This window comes from Streptomyces sp. NPDC005803, assembly GCF_040630435.1.
Lineage (GTDB): Bacteria > Actinomycetota > Actinomycetes > Streptomycetales > Streptomycetaceae > Streptomyces.
On record NZ_JBEXXO010000013.1, the window covers coordinates 16,526 to 36,250 of the forward strand.

Genomic DNA, 19,725 nt, shown 5'->3' on the forward strand with positions numbered 1-19,725 from the left:
TCAGCCGTTTCCGGCGTCGCGGCGCCTACGGTTGAACTCGGCCACGTTGCGTTGCTGCTCCGCGTAGTCGTCGGTGAAACGGGTGTCACCGGGCGCGACCGTGACGAAGTACAGCCAGGGGCCGGGGGTGGGGCTGATCGCCGCCGCCATCGCCTGCTCTCCGGGATTGCCGATGGGGGTGGGCGGGAGCCCCTTGCGTTCGTAGCTGTTGTACGGACTGTCGATCTTCGTGTCTCCCGTGGTGGTGTCCAGTGTGCTGCGGTTCATCGCGTAGTTGAGCGTGGAGTCCATCTGGAGGGGCATGCCGCGGTCGAGCCGGTTGTGGACGACCCGGGCCACCTTGCCCATGTCGGACTCGGTGTCCGCCTCCGCCTGGACGATGCCGGCGATGGTCACCATCTGGTAGACGGTGACACGGTTGCTCCGCGCTCCCGCCGTGATGTGGTCGGCGCCGAACCGGCTCACCGCCGTGTCGACCATGTAGCGCAGCAGGCTCTGCGCAGTCGTGCCGGAGGAGATCGGGTACGTCGCCGGGAAGAGGTAGCCCTCGGGGTTGCCCTTCGCCTCGGCCGGCAGCGGCAGGTCCGCCGTCGCGACGGCCTGCTCCGTGGTGCCGACCGGCTCGTCGAGGGCCTTGTCCGCGGCCACGTACACCTGCGAAGCCCGCCATCCCTCCGGAATCACCAGGGTGCGGGGCTGCTCGGTCTCAGGTTCCCGGGTCAGCAGCGGCACGAGGACGGCGGCCGCCCCCGCGAGGAGGAGGACGGCACCGATGATCAGCACCAGACGACCGCGCCGGGTCGGGCGGATCCTGCGGCGGGGAGGGACGTCCGGGGGCTCGTTCACCATCCGGGCACGCTATCCCGGACCGATCATGCCGCCGGCGCCCCGTCCGCGACGACACGCGGCCCGCACGACACGCGACCCGCAGCACGCGAGGTGAACACACGAACAGGGGATCGGGTGTTCGCTGGAACGCGTGATCGTATCGGGATTCGTTGCTCGGCCCTCGGACGGCGGCTGATGATGACAGAGCGCAAGCGACGGGCTGCAGACCGCGACTGCGCTGTCCCGGAGATTCACCCTGCACAAGGAGAAACACCCGATGAACCTGATCACCAACCTGCTGGCCGGCGTCGTCCACTTCGTGGGTTGGCTCATCTGACCCTTGCTCCGCCCGGCGCCGTCACTCCCCGTCCCACGGGAGTGGCGGCGCCGTCGCGTGTGCCGCCGCGCCGTCAGGCGTGGGCCGCGGGGCCCGTGAAGGGCGGCAGGGCGGCGAAGTCCGGGGCCACCGAGACCGCCTGGGCCAGTGCGCCGAGGGTGCGCCGGACGCGGCTGAGCGGGTGGTCGGGGAAAGCCGCGTCCCACCGTTCGTGGTCGGCCACGTGGAACGGCAGACCGCCCTGGACGTCCGGGGCGTAGGGGTGTGGCCGGAAGTAGTCCTGGGGCCCGACGTCATTGAGGACGACGGCCTCTCGCAGGCCCGTCATGCCCTGCTCCAGCGCCTGGATCTTCACCACGGTGCTGCATCCGGCGCGCGGCACGGTGAAGCTGCCGATGAACGCCTGGCCGCTCCGCCGGTCCGGAAGCGGCAGTTTGAGTATCTGGCGCAGTGCAGGCAACTCCCCCAGCCTCTTCACGGTCGCCTCGATGAGCCCGCCGCCCGCCCGTGCGGTGTGGTGAGTCAGGGCGCTGCGCAGAGCCGGGCCGTCGTCGAGTCCGGCCGGCAGGTCGGGGGGCAGGGCGAAGAAGTGCAGCGACACCACGTCGTCGTACTCGTTCGCCCACGTGTCGTCGGCGACGGGCCGGTATCCGGGGAGTCCGACCCCGAGGAGAGCTCTCATGGCCGGGCATCATGCCGTACCGCCGCCCGGCCCGGCGGCTGCAGGCGTCCGCCGCGCGGGCCGGCTCCGGCTCCTTCCGGTCAGCCGGCCACGGGCGCGAGCCTGGTGTCGTCCCTGCGGACCAGGGCCGCATACCGCCCGTCCTGTCGCAGCAGTTCCTCATGGGTGCCGCGCTCCGCGGTGCGGCCGGCGTCGAGGACGACGATCTGGTCGGCGTCGCGCACGGTGGAGAGCCGGTGGGCGATGGTGATCGTGGTGCGTCCGGCGGAGAGAGCGTCGATCGCCTCCTGTACGGCGAACTCCGTACGGGTGTCGAGGGCGCTCGTCGCCTCGTCGAGGATCAGCACCGGCGGGTCGCGCAGGATCGTGCGGGCAATCGCCAGGCGCTGCTTCTCGCCTCCCGAGAACCGGTAGCCCCGTTCACCGACGAGGGTGTCGTAGCCGTCGGGCAGCGAGGCGATGTGGTCGTGGATCTGAGCGGCACGGGCCGCCGCCTCGATCTCCTCGTCGGTCGCCTCCGGCTTGGCGAAGCGCAGGTTCTCGGCGACCGAGGCGTGGAAGAGGTACGTCTCCTGGGAGACCACGCCGACTGCCCTGGCGAGGGTATCGAAGTCCAGTTCACGCACGTCGACCCCGTCGAGCGTGACCCGGCCGCCGGTGACGTCGTAGAGCCTGGGCACCAGGTAGCTGAGGGTGGACTTCCCGGAGCCGGTGGGACCGACGACGGCCAGGCTGGCGCCTGCGGGAACGGTCACATCGACGCCGCTGAGGGTCGGCCCGCTCTTCTCGTCGTAGCTGAAGTCGACGTTCTCGAAACGGACCTCGCCGCGGATCTTGTCCAACCTCACCGGCTGCTCCGGCTCGGTGATGTCCACCGTGAGGTCGAGGTATTCGAAGATCCGCTGGAAGAGTGCGAGGGACGTCTGCATCTGCACGCCGGTGGACAGCAGGCTCACGGCGGGCCGGAAGAGGCCCTGCTGGAGCGAGACGAAGGCCACGAGGGTGCCGATCGAGACGTCCGGACCACCGGACTGCAGGGCGATGCCGGCGGCCCAGTAGATGACGGCCGGCATGGCGGCCATCACGATGCCGATCGTCGACATGCGCCAGCGCCCGGCCATGCTGGAGCGCACTTCGAGGTCGACCAGGCGCTCGGACTCCTCGGCGAAGCCCTTGGTGAGCGAGTCCGAGCGGCCCATGGTGCGGCCGAGCAGGATGCCGCTGACGGAGAGCGATTCGGTGACGGTGGCCGCCATGGCGGCCATCTGCTTCTGACGCTGGGTGGTGATCTTCTTGCGCTCGCGGCCGACCCGGCGGCTGATCCAGACGAAGACCGGCAGCAGGAGCAGCGAGACGACGGTGAGCCGCCAGTCGAGCGCCAGCATCGCGACGACCGTGGCGATGACCGCGGTGAGGTTGGAGACCAGGGAGGTCGCCGTCGAGGTGACGGTGGCCTGCATGCCGCCGATGTCGTTGGCGATCCGGGACTGGACCTCGCCGGTGCGGGTTTTGGTGAAGAAAGCGAGCGGCATCCGCTGGAGCTGGGTGTAGACGGCGGTGCGCAGGTCGTGCATCACCCGCTGGCCGACGGTGGTCGAGATGAGCGTCTGCAGCACGCCGAAGACGCTGTTCATCACCGCGGTGAGGATCATGCCGAGGGCCAGCAGCGAGAGCAGCCCGGTCCGGCCCTGGGGGATGGCGGTGTCCAGGATCTCGCGCAGCAGGAAGGGAGAGGCGACCGACACCAGCGACGAGGCGCCGACGAGCAGTCCGACCACCGCGAGACGACCGCGGTAGGGGCGGAAGAGGCGGAGGATGCGGCGCAGCTCGGCCGGCGGCTGGGCGGCGCCCTTGGGCGGGGGTGTCCACGTGGGTTCGTCGGGTTTCATGGGCTCCTTCGTCAGGCGTGCGACAACGGGAGGAAGAGCGTGGGCGCCTGCGAAGTGCACGCGACCCGTGGGTGGCAGAGCGGCCGGGGCCTCGCCGCCGGCCGCGCCGGCGCCCGGCGAGCGGGCCTCGTGGCCCTGGTCGCCCGTGGGTGACAATGAGAGCCTAGCTCATTGTTACCTATACTCACAATGAACAAGGTCCTGATATTGTTCCCGTCATGGATTCCCCCGACCCCGACGGCGTGCTCGCCGAACAGCTGCTGCGGCTGACCCGCAGACTCCAGCGCATTCAGAGCCGCCAGCTGGAGCCGATCGGCATCACCCCCGCACAGTTCCGGCTGCTGCGCACCGTCGCGCACTACGACGGCCCACCGCGGATGGCGGATCTCGCACAGCGTCTCGATGTCGTGCCCCGCGCCGTGACCACGCTGGTCGACGGGCTGGAGGCCAGTGGGCGGGTGCGCCGGACCCCCGATCCGGACAGCCGCCGGGTGGTCCGGATCGAGATCACGGAGGAGGGCATCGCCACGCTGCGCTCGCTGCGCAACGCGCGCCGGGCGGCCGCAGAGGAGATCCTGGCTCCACTGACCGCGGAGCAGCGTGAGGTGCTCGGCGGTCTGCTGACCGCTCTGGTCAACGGAATGCCGGAGCGCCACTGCTGACCGCTCCGGTCAACGGAATGCCGGAGCGCCACTGCTGACTGACCGGGTGCGGAGTTCCGCGCCGAGCCGCCGAGGGGACCTGGACATGCCGCTGCTGGAACCGAACCCGGAAGCCCTGCGCCCCGGCGTGACGCGGTCCCCGTCCCACGACCGGGTCCCCGACACCCGGGCGGCGGGCACGCCCGAACCGCTGCGGGGCGAGCTGACCGCACTCCTGGGCCCGCAGAAGGTGCTCTGGAAGATCTCCGACCTGGTGCGGTACGCCTCCGACGCCAGTCCGTACCGCTTCGTCCCCCAGGTCGTCGTCGTTCCGGAGGACATCGACGACATCTCCGCGATCCTGTCGTACGCCCACGGCAAGGGCCGCAACGTCGTCTTCCGGGCCGCGGGCACCAGCCTGAACGGCCAGGCGCAGGGCGAGGACATCCTCGTCGACGTACGACACCACTGGGCGGGCATCGAGGTCCTGCAGGGGGGCGCCCGGGCCCGCATCCGCCCGGGGACGACGGTCATGCGGGCGAACGCCGCCCTCGCCCGGCACGGACGGCTGCTGGGGCCGGACCCGGCCAGCGCGATCGCCTGCACGATCGGAGGCGTGGTCGCCAACAACGCCTCCGGGATGACCGCCGGAACCACCCGCAACTCGTACCGGACCGTCTCCTCCCTCACCGTCGTGCTGCCAAGCGGCACGGTGGTGGACACCGGCGATCCCGCGGCGGACGAGGACCTGGCGCACGCGGAACCGCGGCTCTGCGCGGGGCTGCTCGCCCTGAAGGCGGAGATCGAGGCCGACGCCGCCCTCACCGCCCGCATCCGGGCCAAGTACGAGATCAAGAACACCAACGGCTACCGGCTCGACGCCTTCCTGGACGGTTCGACGCCGGTGGAGATCCTGCGCGGTCTCATGGTCGGCTCGGAGGGCACCTTCGGCTTCATTTCCGAGGTCGTCTTCGACACGCTGCCGCTGGACCGCCGGATCTCCACCGCGCTGCTCTTCTTCCCCTCCCTGACGGCGGCCGCGGCGGCCGTCCCGCTGTTCAACGCGGCGGGCGCCCTCGCCCTGGAGCTGATGGACGGCAACACCCTGCGCGCCTCGGTCAGCGTCAAGGGGGTGCCCGCCGACTGGGCCGGGCTGCCGAAGGAGACCGCGGCCCTGCTGGTGGAGTTCCGCGCTCCGGACGAGCCGGGCCAGGAGGCGTACGAGGAGGCGGCCGCCCAGGTCGTACGGCAGCTCGAACTGGTCCGGCCCGTCACCTCGGTGACCAACGAGTTCACCCGGGACGCCCGCACGATCGCCGGCTACTGGAAGGCCCGCAAGGCCTTCGTCACCGCGGTCGGCGGTTCCCGGCCGTCCGGTACGACGCTGATCACGGAGGACTTCGCGGTCCCGCCCTCCCGGCTGGCCGACGCCTGCGAAGCCTTGCTCGGGCTGCAGGCCGCGCACGGTTTCGACGCCGCCGTCGCGGGCCACGCGGCCCACGGCAACCTGCACTTCCTGCTGGCGTTCGACGCGGCGAAGCAGTCCGACGTCGACCGGTACGCCGCCTTCATGGCCGACTTCTGCCGGCTCACCGTGGAGCGGTTCGACGGATCGCTCAAGGCGGAGCACGCCACCGGCCGCAACATCGCGCCCTTCCTGGAGCTGGAGTGGGGACCGCGGGCGACCGAGCTGATGTGGCGTACGAAGCAGGTCATCGACCCCGACGGCGTACTGGCGCCCCGGATCGTGCTGGACCGCGACCCGAAGGCCCATCTGCGCGGGCTGAAGACCATTCCCCACGTCGAGGCGGTGGCCGACCCCTGCATCGAGTGCGGCTTCTGCGAACCGACCTGTCCCAGCCGCGACCTGACCACCACACCCCGCCAGCGCATCGTGCTGCGCCGCGAGATGATGCGGCAGCCGGGCGGCTCACCGGTGGAAACGGGGCTGCTCGACGCCTACGGCTACGACGCCGTCGACACCTGCGCGGGCGATTCCACCTGCAAGCTCGCCTGCCCCGTCGGGATCGATACGGGCGCCATGATGAAGGACTTCCGCCACCGACGGCACTCCCCGCGCGAGGAGCGGATCGCCGCGCTCACCGCAACGAACTTCCGCACCGTCGAGGCGGCGGCCCGGCTGGCCGTCGCCGCCGCCGACCGGATCGACGACCGGCTGCTCAAAGGCGCCACCGGTCTCGCCCGCAAGGCCGTGAGCCCCGATCTGCTGCCCGCATGGCTGCCGGAGATCCCCGGCGCGGCCGCCCGCAAGCTGCCCCGCACCTCCCGGGCGGGGGCGAGCGCGGTCTACTACCCGGCCTGCGTCAACCGCATCTTCGGCGGTCCCGAGGGACATCGCGGCCCGTCGCTGCCCCAGGCCGTGGTCCTCGTCTCGGCCCGTGCCGGGAAGCCCGTCTGGATTCCGGAGGATGTGGCGGGCACCTGCTGCGCGACGATCTGGCACTCCAAGGGGTACGACGCCGGGAACACCGTGATGGCCAACCGGATCGTCGAGGCCGCCTGGGGCTGGACGGCCGGAGGACGGCTGCCCCTGGTCGTCGACGCCTCCTCGTGCACGCTGGGCATCGCCCACGAGGTGGTGCCGTATCTGACCGAGGACAACCGGGAGTTGCACCGCGAGTTGCGGGTGGTCGACTCGCTGGTGTGGGCGGCCGACGAGCTCCTGCCCGAGCTGACGGTGCTGAGGAAGACCGGTTCGGCGGTTCTGCACCCGACCTGCTCGATGGAACATCTGGACGACGTCGGCCAGTTGCACACGGTCGCGGAAGCCTGCGCGCGGGAGGTCGTGATCCCTGACGACGCCGGGTGCTGCGGTTTCGCGGGCGACCGGGGCATGCTGCACGAGGAGTTGACGGCCTCGGCCACGGCGAAGGAGGCCGCCGAGGTGAACTCCCGGGAGTACGACGCGTATCTGAGCGCGAACCGCATGTGCGAGATCGGAATGGACCGGGCGACGGGCCGTTCGTACCGCTCGGCGCTGATGGAGCTGGAGCGGGCGACCCGGCCCGGACCCGCTTAGGCCAAAGGCCCGGTCCGGACCCGTTGAGGCCAAAGGCCCGGCCGGGCGCTCAGGCGCGGAGGCCGGCGCGGTCGCCCATCACCACGACGGGGTGCTGTTTCGGGTCCAGGGTGCGCAGCAGCTTCACCATCGCCGCCTTCGGCAGGCTCACACAGGCCGATGTGCCGCTGCCGTGGTCCATGTGGAGCCAGATGCTGCCGCCCTTGGACTGGCCCTCCGGGCGCGTCGGGTCGTTGGGGGCGGTGCCCTTGACGCGGTTGTAGTCGATGGCGATGACGTAGTCGAAGTCGTGCCAGTAGGGCTTGGCCCAATAGCGGGGGGCCTGGATGGCGGTCGACTCGCTGTACGGGAGCAGCGCTCCCGGGTCGGGCAGCGCGCCGCCCGCGTCGGTGAGGGTGAAGACGCCGACCGGTGAACGCTTGTCGTCCTCGTGATGGTCGGTGGTCCAGCCCTTGCGGCCGTTGTGGGCCTTCCAGCCGGCGGCTTTGTCCCAGGTGGACCCGGTCCGGGTGTACAGCACGACGGTGGAGTCCGCCGAGTTCCGGCCCTCGCCGTACACGGCGACGACCTGGCGGGAATCCTCGGGGATCTTCGACTGCAGGCGGTCCCCCACGTCCGGGATGCGCTTCAGGTCGGTGGTCCGCGCCTGGTCCTTGTCCTTCCGGGCGCCGGCCGACCGCGCGTCACCCTTCTTGTGCTCCTGCCCGTCGCCGCACGACGTCAGGGTGGTGAGCAGGACACCGCAGGCGGCCGCCGAGGCCACCACTCGTACCGCACCGGCTATAAGCATGCGTCCATGCTCGCACCCCCGGGTCCCCAGGACGTCCCCGGCTGCGGTGTCCGGCGCGTGTGTGCCCAACCTTTACTCGGTCGCCCGGTGGACCGGACCGCGTCCCGCGACGCCCGGCGTGCGGGTCGGGCCTTCCGAGGCGCTCAAGGGCCTCCGCGTAAAAGGGTTTGCCTCCGCCCCCGCGGGGAGCGAGGCTTGAACGGTTTGGTCCCCCCACGCCCTCCCCCCACGTGTTTCCGCGGCTCCCTCGCGGACTTCAGCTCCTTCCGATCTCTTGGGACGTCATGCACATTCGCGATCTTCCGTACTCGGATCCCGGCGATCCCGATGTCCGGTCGGGCCCTCGCTTCCTGCTCTGGCTCGGCCGCAACCAGATCCGCGGACAGCTCAAGTCCTTGTCGTGGGGTCTGCTGCACCAGTGCGCCCTCGCGGGGCTGCCGCTCGCCGTGGGGTTCGCCGTCCAGTCGGTCATCGACCGGTCCGCAGGACGACTGGCCCTGTCCGGCGGCCTGATCGCGGTGCTCGGCGCGCTGATCGCGGTGGGCGACACCATGCTCCACCGGACCGCCGTCACCAACTGGATCACCGCCGCCGCCCGGGTCCAGCAGCTGCTGGCCCGCAAGACCGCGGAGCTCGGCTCGGCGCTGACGCGCCGGGTCGCGGCGGGCGAGGTCGTCGCGGTGTCCACCGGCGACGTGGAGAAGATCGGCTGGTTCGTCGAGGCGCTGTCCCGCTTCGCCGCCGCCGCGGCGGCCCTCGTCCTCATCTGTGTCGGGCTCGTCCTCTACCTGCCCTCGCTCGGCGTGCTCGTGGCGCTGTCCGTGCCCGTGCTCGCCCTGGCCGTACTGCCGCTCCTGCCCCGGGCCACCCGCCGCGCCGACGTGCAGCGCGAGAAGGCGGGCAAGGCCACCGAGCTGGCCTCCGACACGGTGGCCGGGCTGCGCGTGCTGCGCGGCATCGGCGGCGAGGAGCTGTTCCTCGGCCGCTACCGGCGCGCCTCGCAGGAGGTCCGCAAGGCCGCCGTGCGCAGTGCGCGGATGTGGTCGCTGATCTCGGCGATCCAGGTGCTCCTGCCGGGTGTGCTGCTGATCTCGCTGGTCACCTACGGCGCCACGCTGGCGCGGGACGGGAAGATCGGCGTCGGCCAGCTGGTGACGGTGTACAGCGCGGCGACGCTGATGCTGTTCCCGCTGCGGCACTTCGAGGAGATCGCCATGGCGTACTCCTTCTCCCGGCCGTCCGCACAGCGCGCGGTCCGGGTCCTCTCGCTGAGCCGGGTCGCACGGCCGTCCACGGTCGATGCCGTTCCGTCCGGTGACCTGTACGACCCGGCCACCGGACTGATGGCTCCGGAGGGCCTGTTCACCGCGGTGGTCTGCGGAGATCCGGACGAGGCCGGCCGCCTGGCGGACCGGCTCGGCGGCCATGCCCAGCCGGCCGTGGCGCGGGAGGGCGAGGCGGAGGAGGCGGCGGCTCCCGCGCTGCCGTCGGTCCTGCTCGGGGGCGTACCCCTGGACGAACTGGAACTGGACGCCGCCCGGACCGCTGTGCTGGTCCAGGACAAGGACCCGGTGCTGCTCTCCGGCACGCTGCGCGAACTGCTGGACGTGCCGTCGTCCGGCCGGGTCGCCGCCGCGGACGCGCTGTCGGCCGCGCAGTGCGGTGACGTCCTGGACGCGCTCGCGCAGGCGTCGGTCGACGCCGACGGTGACCCCATGAACACCCGGATCACCGAACGCGGCCGGTCGCTGTCCGGCGGCCAGCGTCAGCGGCTCGCCCTGGCGCGGTCGTTGGTGACCGACCCGGAGGCCCTGGTGCTCGACGAGCCGACGTCCGCCGTCGACTCGCACACCGAGGCGCGGGTCGCCCAGGGCATCAAGGCGCTGCGGAAGGACCGCACGACGGTGGCGTTCGCTTCGTCACCGCTGCTGCTCGACCTGGCGGACCGCGTCGCGCTGGTCCATGACGGCACCGTGGTCGCGGTCGGCACCCACCGCGACCTGCTGCGCGACGAACCGCGCTACCGCGCGGTCGTCACCCGGGAGACCGACGACGAGATCGCCGCGGCCGCACCCGGAACGAACGAGGACATCGACGCGATCGAAACGATCGAGGAAATCGAGGAGAGGGCATGATCGGCGTCGCACCACCGGCGTACGACCCGGCCGCCCCGGAGTCGGCGACGACTCTGCCGGTCGGCACCCCCACGACCGTACGCGCCTACGTAAGGGAGCTGTTGCGGCGCCACCGGCGGCCGTTCATCGTCGTCACGGCGCTCAACTGTGTCGCGGTGATCTCGTCGATCGCGGGGCCGTATCTGCTGGGCGGACTGGTCGAGGACCTGTCCGACGGCGTCACCGACCTGCATCTGGGCCGGACGGCCGCGGTGTTCGCACTGGCGCTGGTCATCCAGACGGTGGTCACCAGGATGATGCGGCTGCGCAGCGCGATGCTGGGCGAGGAGATGCTGGCCGATCTGCGCGAGGACTTCCTCGTGCGGTCGGTGCGGCTGCCGCCGGGCGTGCTGGAGCGGGCCGGGACCGGAGACCTGCTGTCCCGGATCACCACGGACATCGACCGGCTCGCCAACGCCATGCGTGAGGCGGTGCCGCAGCTGGCCATCGGCGTGGTGTGGGCGGGGCTGCTGCTCGCCGCGCTCGCCGTCACCGCTCCCCCGCTGGCGCTCGCGGCGCTCATCGCGCTGCCGGTACTGATCGTCGGCTGCCGCTGGTACTTCCGCCGGGCACCGTCGGCGTACCGCTCGGAGGCGGCCGGGTACGCGTCGGTCGCGGCGATGCTCGCGGAGACCGTCGACGCCGGACGGACCGTGGAGGCCCACCGGCTCGGGGCGCGGAGGGTCGCCCTGTCGGACCGGCGGATCAAGGAGTGGACGGCCTGGGAGCGGTACACGCTGTTCCTGCGGTCCGTGCTCTTCCCCGTCATCAACGTCACGTACGTGACGATTCTCGGCGCGGTCCTGATGCTCGGCGGCTGGTTCGTCATCGAGGGCTGGCTCACCGTCGGTCAGCTGACGACCGGTGCGCTGCTCGCGCAGATGATGGTCGATCCGATCGGCCTGATCCTGCGCTGGTACGACGAGTTGCAGGTCGCCCAGGTGTCACTGGCCCGCCTCGTGGGAATCCGCGAGATCGAGCCGGACGCGGGGGACGCCGACGTGGCCCCGGACGGCCGCCAGGTGCGCGCCGCCGATGTGCACTTCGGCTACCGCGCCGGACTCGACGTGCTGCACCAGGTGTCGCTGGACGTCGCTCCCGGTACGCGGCTGGCGCTGGTCGGGCCGTCCGGTGCGGGCAAGTCCACGCTGGGCCGGCTGCTGGCCGGGATCTACGCCCCGAGGACCGGGGAAGTCACGCTGGGCGGTGCGCAACTGGGACGGATGACGGCGGAGCGGGTCCGTACGCATGTGGCTCTGGTCAACCAGGAGCACCATGTGTTCGTCGGGTCGCTGCGGGACAACCTGCTGCTGGCCCGGACCGATGCCGGGGACGCGGAGCTGTGGGCCTCGCTGGCCGCGGTCGACGCGGACGGCTGGGCGAGGGCCCTCGACGAGGGGCTGGACTCCGAGGTCGGCTCGGGCGGTCTGGTGCTCACCCCGGCGCAGGCCCAGCAGATCGCGCTGGCCCGGCTGGTGCTGGCCGATCCGCACACGCTCGTGCTGGACGAGGCGACCTCGCTGCTCGACCCGCGCGCGGCCCGTCATCTGGAGCGCTCGCTGGCCCGGGTGCTGGACGGCCGTACGGTCGTGGCCATCGCCCACCGGCTGCACACGGCGCACGACGCCGACGTGATCGCCGTCGTCGAGCAGGGGCGGATCAGCGAGCTGGGCAGCCATGACGAACTGGTGGCGGCGGACGGCGCGTACGCCGCGCTGTGGCGGTCCTGGCACGGCTGACCAGGACCGGCCCGTCACGGGCCCGCGCGTGCTCGCCTTCCGGCCGTGGCCCGCCGCCCCGGCCGGAAGGCGTCGTTTTCACCCGTTCCGCCGCGTCGCGGCCAGATCGCCTCCCTGTCCGGAGGTGACCGCGTCGGCGGCGGGGCCGGTCGCCGGGTGCGGGGTGGCCGCGGCGACCTTCACCGTGGCGGTGGACGGCCGTGGCCGGAGCAGCACCACCGAGACGAGAGCCGCGAGCAGGGTGAGCGCCGCGGCGACGATCAGGCACAGCCGGAGTCCGTCGAGGAAGGCGTCGCCGACGGCGCCCAGCGCCTGGCCGGTGTGAGCTCCGAGGTTCATCCCGGCGACCGCGCCCAGCCCGCCTTCGCGGGCGGTGTCCACCATGCCCTGCCGGCTCGCTCCCGTGATTCCGGCGTCGGCGAGACGGGCGGGGAACGCGTCGAGGGCCCGTGAGGTGAGAAGGGCGCCCAGAACGGCCGGGCCCAGTGCGCCGCCGATCTGGCGGAAGGCGTTGTTGCCGGCTGCGGCCATACCGGCCAGGTGGTGGGGCACGGAGGCGACCGCGGTGGCCGTCATCGGCGTCAGGATGCCGCCCATTCCGACGCCCAGCAGAGCCAGCCGCCCCGCGAGGGAGACGAACGACGTGTCCGCGTCGAGGGTGGTCATCGAGAGGAGCGCGCCGGAGACGACGAGCAGCCCGGCGGTGATCAGGGTGCGGGCGGGAATCCGGTGCATGAGACGTGAGACCGGACCGCCGACGACGATGGAGGCGGCGGTGACCATGAGAAGGCGCCAGGCGGCCTGAAGGGTGTCGAGCTGCTGCACCAGGCCGAAGTAGAGGCTCAGCAGGAAGAAGAAGCCGATGAGCGCCAGGAACGTGATCATCGCGACGAGCGTCGTGGCCGTGAACGCGGGGCTGCGGAACAGGGCCAGGTCCAGCATGGGGCTGTCGCTGCGCCGCTCCGCCACCACGAAGGCGATCGCGCCGGCCACGGCGACGAACAGCGCCACCAGGACCGGGGTGTCGGTGAAGGAACCGGCACCGCCCTCGATCACGCCGTACACCAGCGCCGTGATCGCCACCGCCGCGGTGATCTGGCCCGGCCAGTCGAGCCGTCGCCCGTGCGGGGCGCGGGAGTCGGTCAGCAGCCGGGCGGCGAAGACCACGGCGAGCAGCGAGACCGGAATGGCCAGGAGGTAGATCCACCGCCAGGCCGCGTGCTCCAGGACGACGCCGGCGATCAGCGGGCCGACGGCCAGCGCCATGAGGAGCGAGGTCGCCCACAGACCGATGAACTTGCCGCGTTCCCGGTGGTCGGGCACCGCGTGACTGATCAGGGCCAGGGTGGTGGGCAGCAGCGCGGCCGCGCCCAGCCCGGCGAGTGCCTGCCCCGCCCACAGCACCTCGATCGACCGGGCTCCCAGCGCGACGGCGGCACCCACGGCGGAGAACAGCAGGCCCGCCTGGAACACCTTCTTGCGGCCGTACACGTCGCCGACCACGCCGGCGGTCAGGATGAACGCCGCCATGGGCAGAACGAACGCGTCCTGGACCCAGGACAGCTGGGCAGTCGACGCGCCCAGCGCCGCCTGGATGGCGGGCAGGCTCACGGAGACGGTGGTCACCGGCAAGTAGGCGACGAAGACGCCCAGGCAGGCCATGACGAGCGTGGCCGCCCGCCGCTCGGGCCGGCTGCTCGCCGAGGGTGTGACGTTCAAGGCAACACTCCTATGCGACGCGGTGCGCCGCGGTTGATGTCCAGCGGGGGTCCTGTCCCCCTGGAGCGCGGTTCCCCGGCCGCCACGGAACCCGAAGGGCACCGTTCCGGGCCCCGCGGGACGGGGGCCGAAAGCGTCGGGCCCTCGCTTCGGACAGAGCCGCGTCCCAGCATCGGCGAGGCGACACGGAATCAACGAGGCGAGAGCGCACTTCGCACCTAAACCGCCGTCGGCGCCGCCGGACGTGACACAATTCCGCCGTGATCGACGACGTGGACATGAGAATCCTCCGCAGCCTTCATCACGCGCCGCGTGCTCCGTTCCGGCTCATCGGCGACGTGAGCGGGGTGTCCGAGCAGACGGCGGCCCGCCGCTATCAAGCCCTGCGGCGCGCCGGCGTGATGCGGGTCGTGGGCCTGGTGGATCCCGCCGTGCACGGCGAGGCGCAGTGGGTGGCCCGCATCCGCTGTCGCCCCGACCGCGCCGGATCCCTCGCCGACGCGCTCGCCCGGCGCCCGGACATCGCCTACGTCGGCATCGCCTCGGGCGGCTCGGAGATCATCTGTGTCATCCGCTCACCGCTCCACGCCCCGCGCGAGGCCATGCTGCTGCGGCAGTTGCCCCGATCCGCGGCCGTCCTCGACATGAGCATCGATCTGCTCATCCACCCCTTCGGCGACCCCCGCACGGCAGGCTGGACCGGCTACGGCGGACATCTCACCGCCGAGCAGGAGGCACGGCTGGCCGGCAGCCCGCCCGCCGCCCCGGCCGGCCCGCTCCTCCCCCTCACCGCCGAGGACGGCCCGCTGCTCGACGCCCTCGCCGAGGACGGCCGTACCTCGCACACGCGGCTGGCCGAGGTCACCGGCTGGTCCAAGGGCCGCGTCGCCCGCCGGCTGGAGTCCCTGGAGGCCACCGGCACCCTCACGTACGACATCGACCTGCTGCCGGAACACCTCGGTTACCACCTCAACGCCACCCTCTGGCTGCGCGTCGCTCCTGCCCGGCTGGAAGACACCGGGAACGAGATCGCCCGGCACGACGAGGTCGCGTTCGCCGGCGCCACCAGTGGCGAACACAACGTGATGGCGATCGTCATCTGCCGCGACGCCGAGGAGTTCTACCGCTACCTGACCACCCGCCTCGCCGCCGTGCCCGGCGTCGACGCCTACGGGGTCAGCATCCGGGTACGGCGTCTCAAGCAGGCCGCCTCCCTCATCTCCCACGGCCGCCTGGTCCCTCCCGCACCCGCCTGACGGCTTTGTGTGCCCCACGTGACGAACCGTCATCTGCCGTGCCTCGGAGGCGGGTTCACGGGCAGCATGGAGGTGGGGTTCCGTGGTCGACTCCGGACGAGACGCCGCAGTGCTGTGCCGGCCAGGCGCCGGACCCCCGTGCGGGCCTCGCGGACTGCCGGCCCTGGACCCCGACGGGGGCAGGGCCGGAACGCGTCAGATGAAGTTCATGGCGGCAGCCCCGCCCACGCCCCCGAGCACCATGAACAGCGGCATCAGCACCTTCATCTCCACCCAGCTGCCGGCCCTGAACCGCATGGCCTTCGGCGGGCCGATCGGGTACCAGCGCTTGCGGCCCACCGGGATCGGCCACAGGATCGGGCAGCCGGAGACGGTCAGCGCGTCGCCGATGTCGTGGACGAGGGCGCCCAGCACGATGGGCAGACCCAGCCAGAGGTACTCCTGGCCGGGATCGGTGAAGAGCCAGTCCGAGCCGTTGCCCGGTTGGTCGAGGACGCCGGCGAGGATCCACGCGCTGGTCGCGCCGAGCAGCCACACCAGGACGTCGCTGGACACCCTGGCGGCCCGCCAGAGCAGCCCCTCGACGGCGAGCACCAGGTGGACGAAGAGAATGGCGAGCACCGCCCACCGGCCGCCGGTGATCGCGGCGGCGGAGGCGCCCGCGCCGATCAGGACCGCCCACAGCCAGGTGTGGGTCAGGGTGCGGTGGCCGCCGTTGCGGTTCGAGTCGCCCCGCAACCGGGTGGCCTTGTAGACGGCGTGCGAGAGCTTGTCGACGATCTCGCAGAGTCCACGGGAGACCGGTCCGAAGGCGCGCGATATGGTCGCCGACTTGTGGTCGAGGTCCGGGGCCAGCGCCGCGCCCGCGGTGATCAGCGCGCCGACGACCAGGACGGGCCACGGCATGGCGTGGCCGGCGGCAGCCGCGGCCGCGCCCACCCCCAGCCAGGCTGCTGCCCCTGACAGAGAGTGTGCCGGTCCCATCATGGCTGTATCCGCCCCCGTAGGTGTCGTGAGTGCGACAGGTCAGGTGGTGCCTGTGCGCGAGTTCCGGTCACCGTCGGTGCGGTGCGGCCGAGTTGAGAGGGCAGCGTATCGTCCGTGATCTTCGTGCCGTCGTCCGGTTCCCTCCTCGGGGTGGAAGACAGGCAAGATGGGGGTGTGACCCTTATCGATCAGCTGCCCCCGACCGACGACCCCGACGCCCTCTTCGAGGCTTTCTCGTCATGGACCGAGACGCAGGGGATCACCCTCTATCCCGCTCAGGAGGAGGCGCTGATCGAGGTGGTCTCCGGGGCCAACGTGATCCTCTCCACCCCCACCGGCTCCGGGAAGAGCCTGGTCGCGGCGGGCGCGCACTTCACCGCCCTGGCCCAGGACAAGGTCACCTTCTACACCGCTCCGATCAAGGCGCTGGTCTCGGAGAAGTTCTTCGACCTGTGCAAGCTGTTCGGTACGGAGAACGTCGGCATGCTCACCGGCGACGCCTCGGTCAACGCCGACGCCCCGGTGATCTGCTGCACCGCCGAGGTTCTGGCGTCCATCGCGCTGCGTGACGGGAAGTACGCGGACATCGGCCAGGTCGTCATGGACGAGTTCCACTTCTACGCGGAGCAGGACCGCGGCTGGGCGTGGCAGATCCCGATCCTGGAGCTGCCGCAGGCCCAGTTCGTCCTGATGTCGGCCACGCTCGGTGACGTCCGGATGTTCGAGGAGGACCTGACCCGCCGTACCGGACGCCCCACCTCCGTGGTCCGCTCGGCGACCCGCCCGGTCCCGCTCAGTTACGAGTACCGGCTGACGCCGATCACCGAGACGATCACCGAGCTCCTGGACACCCGGCAGTCGCCCGTCTACATCGTGCACTTCACCCAGGCCGCGGCGGTCGAGCGGGCGCAGTCGCTGATGAGCATCAACATGTGCAGCAAGGAGGAGAAGGAGAAGATCGCCGACCTCATCGGCAACTTCCGCTTCACCACCAAGTTCGGCCAGAACCTCTCCCGTTATGTGCGCCACGGCATCGGGGTGCACCACGCGGGCATGCTGCCGAAGTACCGGCGCCTGGTCGAGAAGCTCGCCCAGGCGGGTCTCCTGAAGGTCATCTGCGGCACGGACACCCTCGGCGTCGGCGTCAACGTGCCCATCCGCACCGTGCTGTTCACGGCCCTCACCAAGTACGACGGCACCCGGGTGCGGACGCTGCGGGCCCGCGAGTTCCACCAGATCGCGGGCCGGGCCGGCCGCGCGGGCTTCGACACGGCGGGCTTCGTCGTCGCCCAGGCCCCGGAGCACGTCGTCGAGAACGAGAAGGCGGTCAAGAAGGCCGGCGACGACCCGAAGAAGAAGCGCAAGGTCGTCCGCAAGAAGGCACCCGAAGGCTTCGTCGCCTGGTCGGAGACCACGTTCGACAAGCTGATCCAGTCCGATCCGGAGCCGCTGACCTCGCGTTTCCGGGTCACTCACACCATGCTGCTGTCGGTGATCGCGCGTCCCGGGAACGCCTTCGAGGCGATGCGGCATCTGCTGGAGGACAACCACGAGCCGCGGAAGGCGCAGCTGCGCCACATCCGCCGGGCGATCGCGATCTACCGTTCCCTGCTGGACGGCGGCGTCGTGGAACAGCTGGACAAGCCCGACGCGGAGGGCCGCATCGTGCGGCTCACCGTCGATCTGCAGCAGGACTTCGCGCTGAACCAGCCGCTGTCCACGTTCGCGCTCGCCGCGTTCGAGCTGTTGGACGCCGACTCGCCTTCGTACGCGCTGGACATGGTCTCGGTGGTGGAGTCGACGCTCGACGACCCGCGCCAGATCCTCGCCGCGCAGCAGAACAAGGCACGCGGCGAGGCGGTCGGGCAGATGAAGGCCGACGGCATCGAGTACGAGGAGCGGATGGAGCTCCTCCAGGAGGTCACGTACCCGAAGCCGCTGAGCGAACTGCTGTGGCACGCGTACGACGTCTACCGCCAGAGCCACCCGTGGGTCAGCGATCACCCGGTGTCGCCGAAGTCGGTGATCCGTGACATGTACGAACGCGCCATGACGTTCACCGAGTTCACGTCGAACTACGAACTGGCGCGCACCGAGGGCATCGTGCTGCGCTATCTCGCGAGCGCCTACAAGGCGCTGGAGCACACCATCCCGGACGACATCAAGTCCGAGGACCTGGAGGATCTCATCGCGTGGCTCGGCGAGATGGTCCGTCAGGTCGACTCCAGTCTCCTCGACGAGTGGGAGCAGCTGGCCAACCCCGAGGTGGAGACGGCCGAGCAGGCGCAGGAGCGGGCCGACGAGGTCAAGCCGGTCACGGCCAACGCCCGCGCCTTCCGGGTGCTGGTGCGCAACGCGATGTTCCGCCGGGTCGAGCTGGCCGCGCTGGACCGGGTCCGCGACCTCGGGGAGCTGGACGGTGACGCGGGCTGGGACGAGGACGCGTGGGGCGAGGCGATGGACGCGTACTGGGACGAGTACGAGGAGCTGGGCACCGGTCCGGACGCCCGCGGGCCGAAGCTGCTGAAGATCGACGAGGATGCCGAGCACGGCCTGTGGAGGGTCCGGCAGACGTTCGCCGACCCGAACGGCGACCATGACTGGGGCATCAGTGCCGAGGTTGATCTGGCCGCGTCCGACGAGGAGGGCCGGGCGGTCCTCCGGGTCACGTCCGTGGGCCAGTTGTGAGCGCGTCCGTACCGACGGCGCCGCTGCGAGAGTGGAGAAGAACCCCATGACGAACCCCGCCGAGCGCTTGGTCGACCTGCTCGACCTGGAGCGGATCGAGGTCAACATCTTCCGTGGCCGCAGTCCCGAGGAGTCCCTCCAGCGGGTCTTCGGCGGACAGGTGGCGGGACAGGCGCTGGTGGCGGCGGGCCGCACCACCGACGGGGACCGGCCGGTGCATTCGCTGCACGCCTACTTCCTGCGGCCTGGCCGCCCCGGGGTGCCGATCGTCTACGAGGTGGAACGGGTCAGGGACGGCCGGTCGTTCACCACGCGCCGGGTGACGGCCGTCCAGCAGGGCCGGACGATCTTCAATCTGACGGCGTCCTTCCACCGCCCGGAGGAGGCGGGCTTCGAGCACCAGTTGCCGCCGGCCCGTGTGGTGCCCGATCCGGAGGAGCTGCCGACGGTCGCGGAAGAGGTGCGCGAGCACCTGGGCGGTCTGCCGGAGGCCCTGGAGCGGATGGCCCGGCGCCAGCCGTTCGACATCCGCTACGTCGACCGGCTGCGCTGGACGCGGGAGGAGATCAAGGACGCGGACCCGCGCAGCGCGGTGTGGATGCGCGCGGTCGGCCCGCTCGGTGACGACCCGCTGGTGCACACCTGTGCGCTGACGTACGCGAGCGACATGACGCTGCTGGACGCGGTGCGCATCCCGGTGGAGCCGCTGTGGGGGCCGCGCGGCTTCGACATGGCCTCGCTGGACCACGCGATGTGGTTCCACCGCCCGTTCCGGGCCGACGAGTGGTTCCTGTACGACCAGGAGTCGCCGGTGGCGACCGGCGGGCGGGGTCTGGCGCGCGGCAGGATCTATGACCGGCAGGGCAATCTGCTGGTGTCCGTGGTGCAGGAGGGGCTATTCCGGCGGCTGGGCGTACAGCCCTCCTGACCGGTCGGAAGGGGTGGTTCCGGCGGC

13 protein-coding genes are annotated in these 19,725 nt (G+C 71.3%); 7 read left to right on the forward strand and 6 right to left on the reverse strand.

Annotated elements, in window-relative coordinates; all coding sequences use genetic code 11:
• From mltG to ABZ454_RS19445, 3 genes are all read right to left on the reverse strand, one after another.
• On the reverse strand, window positions 1-849 hold the full coding sequence (gene mltG / locus ABZ454_RS19435; RefSeq protein ID WP_359539450.1) for an endolytic transglycosylase MltG: 849 nt from the start codon (window positions 847-849) through the stop codon (window positions 1-3).
• A gap of 389 nt (window positions 850-1,238) precedes the next feature.
• The gene (locus tag ABZ454_RS19440) at window positions 1,239-1,847 is read right to left on the reverse strand and encodes a hypothetical protein (RefSeq protein WP_359539451.1); all 609 of its coding nucleotides are present in this window, start codon (window positions 1,845-1,847) and stop codon (window positions 1,239-1,241) included.
• 80 nt (window positions 1,848-1,927) lie between these two features.
• Window positions 1,928-3,736: an ABC transporter ATP-binding protein gene (locus tag ABZ454_RS19445; protein ID WP_359539453.1), complete on the reverse strand. Its 1,809-nt coding sequence runs from the start codon at window positions 3,734-3,736 to the stop codon at window positions 1,928-1,930.
• Window positions 3,737-3,954: 218 nt separating this feature from the next.
• Here ABZ454_RS19445 and ABZ454_RS19450 point away from each other — a divergent pair, with 218 nt between their 5' ends.
• Window positions 3,955-4,398, forward strand: coding sequence for a MarR family transcriptional regulator (locus tag ABZ454_RS19450; protein WP_356318711.1), 444 nt, complete (start codon window positions 3,955-3,957; stop codon window positions 4,396-4,398).
• 85 nt (window positions 4,399-4,483) lie between these two features.
• Window positions 4,484-7,417 (forward strand): FAD-binding and (Fe-S)-binding domain-containing protein, encoded by a 2,934-nt coding sequence (locus ABZ454_RS19455; RefSeq protein ID WP_359539456.1) that lies wholly within the window; start codon window positions 4,484-4,486, stop codon window positions 7,415-7,417.
• 49 nt (window positions 7,418-7,466) lie between these two features.
• Here the strand turns inward: ABZ454_RS19455 and ABZ454_RS19460 are convergent, their stop codons facing one another.
• Window positions 7,467-8,183 (reverse strand): hypothetical protein, encoded by a 717-nt coding sequence (locus tag ABZ454_RS19460; RefSeq protein WP_359539694.1) that lies wholly within the window; start codon window positions 8,181-8,183, stop codon window positions 7,467-7,469.
• Between the two features lie 308 nt (window positions 8,184-8,491).
• Between ABZ454_RS19460 and ABZ454_RS19465 the strand changes: the two genes are divergently transcribed.
• Together ABZ454_RS19465 and ABZ454_RS19470 are read left to right on the forward strand one after the other, a co-directional pair.
• Entirely contained in the window at window positions 8,492-10,342 is a 1,851-nt protein-coding gene (locus ABZ454_RS19465) for an ABC transporter ATP-binding protein (protein ID WP_359539458.1), read from the forward strand.
• Entirely contained in the window at window positions 10,339-12,120 is a 1,782-nt protein-coding gene (locus ABZ454_RS19470) for an ABC transporter ATP-binding protein (RefSeq protein WP_359539460.1), read from the forward strand. Before ABZ454_RS19465 ends, ABZ454_RS19470 begins: the two co-directional genes overlap by 4 nt.
• A gap of 78 nt (window positions 12,121-12,198) precedes the next feature.
• Here the strand turns inward: ABZ454_RS19470 and ABZ454_RS19475 are convergent, their stop codons facing one another.
• A complete protein-coding gene (locus ABZ454_RS19475; RefSeq protein WP_359539461.1) occupies window positions 12,199-13,839 on the reverse strand; it encodes an MFS transporter in 1,641 nt (546 codons plus the stop codon).
• 260 nt (window positions 13,840-14,099) lie between these two features.
• Between ABZ454_RS19475 and ABZ454_RS19480 the strand changes: the two genes are divergently transcribed.
• Entirely contained in the window at window positions 14,100-15,095 is a 996-nt protein-coding gene (locus ABZ454_RS19480) for an AsnC family transcriptional regulator (protein ID WP_356318717.1), read from the forward strand.
• 195 nt (window positions 15,096-15,290) lie between these two features.
• Here the strand turns inward: ABZ454_RS19480 and ABZ454_RS19485 are convergent, their stop codons facing one another.
• Window positions 15,291-16,082: a metal-dependent hydrolase gene (locus tag ABZ454_RS19485; protein WP_356318718.1), complete on the reverse strand. Its 792-nt coding sequence runs from the start codon at window positions 16,080-16,082 to the stop codon at window positions 15,291-15,293.
• Between the two features lie 174 nt (window positions 16,083-16,256).
• Here ABZ454_RS19485 and ABZ454_RS19490 point away from each other — a divergent pair, with 174 nt between their 5' ends.
• Together ABZ454_RS19490 and ABZ454_RS19495 are read left to right on the forward strand one after the other, a co-directional pair.
• Window positions 16,257-18,770 (forward strand): DUF3516 domain-containing protein, encoded by a 2,514-nt coding sequence (locus ABZ454_RS19490; protein ID WP_356318719.1) that lies wholly within the window; start codon window positions 16,257-16,259, stop codon window positions 18,768-18,770.
• A gap of 46 nt (window positions 18,771-18,816) precedes the next feature.
• Window positions 18,817-19,698 carry an acyl-CoA thioesterase II gene (locus ABZ454_RS19495; protein WP_356318720.1) on the forward strand — a complete coding sequence of 294 codons (882 nt, stop codon included), beginning with the start codon at window positions 18,817-18,819 and terminating at the stop codon, window positions 19,696-19,698.
• Window positions 19,699-19,725: the final 27 nt, after the last annotated feature.